This is a genomic window from Luteolibacter sp., assembly GCF_058122085.1.
Genome location: NZ_JBIKBQ010000195.1, coordinates 1 through 3,264 on the forward strand (window position 1 = coordinate 1; position 3,264 = coordinate 3,264).

Sequence of the window (3,264 nt, forward strand, 5' to 3'; positions counted from 1 at the left end):
CCGCAGCCCCAATCCCCAAACAGAGGTTCTGGCAGAAACTCGGCGGCGGCTCCTTGTCGATCTCCCTGATCCTCCACCTCTTCCTGCTCGCCGGCGGCGTGATCTGGGTGTTCCAGGTCATTCCCAAGGAAGAACCAAAGGTGGATTTCACCACCCGGTCCGGAAGTTCCCCGGCATCCGAGCTGCGGGAAACCAAACAACGCGCGCAAATGATCCAGCCCAATCCCTCGCAGATCACCGCCCGCGACGTAGCTAACGGACTGACACTTCCGGAGCCCGAGCAAGTCGTCCAGATGACCTCGCTCGGAGGAATCGGCGCAGGCTCCCTCGCGAAAGGTCCGGGCGAGGCGGGCAGCGGTTTCACCAAGGACAGCTGGCAAAACGGAGGGATGACACCCGGCGGCGGGACCGGCCCGCTCTTTCGCCTGATTCCGCCAGACATGCGCAAGCGCTGCTCGAAGGGCGACCGCCTCGCCCGCCTCAAGGAAAACGGCGGCACCCCCGCTTGCGACGAGGCCGTCGTGAAAGGCCTGCGCTGGTTGAAAGCGAACCAGAATCCCGACGGCTCCTGGGGCGGCGGCAACCGCGCGGCGATGACCGGCTTCTCCCTGCTCGCCTACTTCGGCCATTGCGAAACTCCGGCGTCCGAGGAGTTCGGCGACTCGTGCATGCGCGGCATCGTCTATCTGGTCAATCTCGGCATGAAGAACGACGGCAAAATGGCCGGCAATTTCACGGGTAACAGTTGGGTTTACGAGCACGCCATCGCCACCTACGCCTTGGGTGAGGCCGCCACCTTTTGCAAGGAGCTGAAAATGGAGATCCCCAACCTGATGGAGGTGACCGAAAAGGCCGGCCAGTTCATCATCGACAACCAGAACGAGAACGGCGGCTGGGCTTACAGTTATGTCACGACCCAAGGCGGTCACACCGACACCTCTGTCGTCGGCTGGCAACTCCAGGCTCTGAAGGCGTGCAGCCACACTCACATCAAATACAAGGGGATGGATTCCTCCGTCAAAAAAGGCCTCCAATATCTCGCCAAGTGCCAGGCCGAGAACGGCTCCTTTGGTTACACCGGCCCTGGCGGCAGAACGAGCCTTACCGGGGTGGGCGCCCTTTGCTTCCAGATGTGGGACAAGGGTAAATCCCGCGAGGCCCGCAACGGCGTCAAATTCATCAAGGAAAACTTCGAGCTGGATTGGGCCACCGCGGACTCCGATCTCTACAGCCACTATTACGCATCCCAAGCCATGATGCAGGCGGGCGGCAGCTATTGGAAGTCCTACAACGACCTCTTCCGCGACCAACTCCTCAACAACCAGAACCCGGATGGCTCGTGGAAAGCGCCCAAGTTCGATGGCCACGGCTTGAAAGGAAATGAGGTTTACCGCAACACGCTCTGCATCCTGATGCTGGAAGTTTACTACCGCTTCCTCAACTCGGGCGGCGGTGCCGGCGAGCGTCCGGGGATTTGACAGCCTGATTCTCCCGCTGGCACGCCGGGCTCGTGAGTTGCCTTGCAGGAGCGCGGGTTCCGGTCAACGCTGCGGCATGAATCGTGACGATCTGCCGCTGGACCGGCAATTGCGCCAGGAAATCCTGTTCGCCCGCGAGCGGGTCTACCGCTTCGGCGAGGCGACCCCGCTGGAGCGGTTCGATCTACCCGGACCGGGACCGGAAATCTGGGTGAAGCGCGAGGATCTATCCGCCGTGAAATCGTACAAATGGCGCGGCGCATGCAACCGGATGGCGATGCTCACTCCGGCGGAAGCCGCGCGCGGAGTGGTGACGGCTTCCGCCGGAAACCACGCGCAGGGAGTCGCTCTCGCCGCCCGCACGCTCGGCATCCGCGCGCGGATCTACATGCCGCGCTCGACGCCGAAGGTGAAACAAAACGCGGCGCGCCATCATGGCGGCGGGTTCGTGGAAATCCATCTGCGCGGCGACAGTTATGACGAGGCCGTCTCCGCCGCCCGGGAGGACGAGGCGGCGAGCGGCGCGGTGTATGTCCATGCTTATGATGATTTGAAAGTGATGGCCGGCCAGGGCACGCTGGCGGATGAAATCGTGCTGTCAGGACACGGGCCGTTCGATGCTGCCTACCTGCAAATCGGCGGCGGCGGGCTTGCAGCCGGCGTTTCCACCTGGCTGAAGACATACTGGCCGGACATCGAGATCGTCGGCGTGGAGGGCGTGGGCCAGGCGTCGATGAAGGCCGCGCTGGCCGCGGGCAAGCCGGTGGCGCTCGATGACGTGGATTTGTTCTGCGACGGCACGGCGGTTAGGAAAGCGGGCGAGCTGCCGTTTCAAATCTGCCGGCACACGCTGTCGCGAATCGAAACGGTGACGAACGCGGAAGTTAGCGACGCGATCCGCACGCTGTGGGAAGGCCTGCGCTGCATTTCCGAACCGTCCGGCGCGATGGGGCTGGCGGCGGTCTTGAAAAACCGCGAGGCGCTGGCGGGCAAGCGCATCCTGGTGGTGCTCTGCGGGGCGAACGTCGATTTCCTCCAGCTCGGACTCATCGCGCAATCGGTGGGAATGGGCAACAAGACCAGCCGCACCCTGCGCGTCCGCATCCCGGAGCGCCCCGGAACGATGCTTGAGCTGCTAGACACCTGCTTCGAGGGTGTCGACATCGCGGATTTCCAATACGGCAAGACCGACGCGCTCGAAGCGTGGCCGACGTTCACCATCCACGCGGACGATCCGGCGGTGCTGGACGCCTTGCCGGCGAAACTCGACGCGCACGGGTTCGCCTGGGAAGACCTGACGGGCGCGGTGGACATCGCCTTCCGGGCGATCCCGCTGCGCGGCGATCTTTTGCAAAACACCGCCTTCCTGCGGCTCGATTTCTACGAGCGGCCGGGCGCGCTGCACGATTTCCTCGACCGGCGGATCCGCGGCAACGCGAGCCTTTGTTATTTCAACTACCGTCAGTCCGGCGAGCGGATCGGCCGGGCCTTGATCGGCCTCGGGTTCCCCTCGTCCTATGAACGGGACGCCTTGCTGATGACCATCCCGCGCCAAGGCGAAGGCTACCGGCTCTGCGAGGCGGTGGACGAGGCGACGCGAAAAAGGCTGCTGGGGATTTAAAGACGAGCTCCTGCTCCATCACGCGGATGAAGTCCGCCTCGCCGGATGGCAGGCCGTGGAGAATTCTTTTTGCACGGGTCATCGGCGGGGTGAGGTGATGGTGGCGAAGGCGTGGCGGTTGTTGAAGCGGCGCATGTCGTCATGGAAGTCCTTCAACGTCGATTG

The 3,264-nt window shown here is 63.4% G+C and carries 2 protein-coding genes; both read left to right on the forward strand.

The window, feature by feature from the left end:
* Positions 1-1,478: prenyltransferase/squalene oxidase repeat-containing protein (locus AC4DF4_RS18375; RefSeq protein WP_490049549.1), on the forward strand; the 1,478-nt coding region annotated here is incomplete at its 5' end.
* A 76-nt stretch (positions 1,479-1,554) separates the two neighbouring features.
* Complete coding sequence (locus AC4DF4_RS18380) at positions 1,555-3,099, forward strand: pyridoxal-phosphate dependent enzyme (protein ID WP_490049550.1); 1,545 nt, start codon at positions 1,555-1,557, stop codon at positions 3,097-3,099.
* Positions 3,100-3,264 lie beyond the last annotated feature (165 nt).

Coding starts and splice junctions, on each gene's coding strand:
- AC4DF4_RS18380 (WP_490049550.1), top strand. CDS start 1,555: ATGAATCGTGACGATCTGCCGCTGGACCGGCAATTGCGCCAGGAAATC.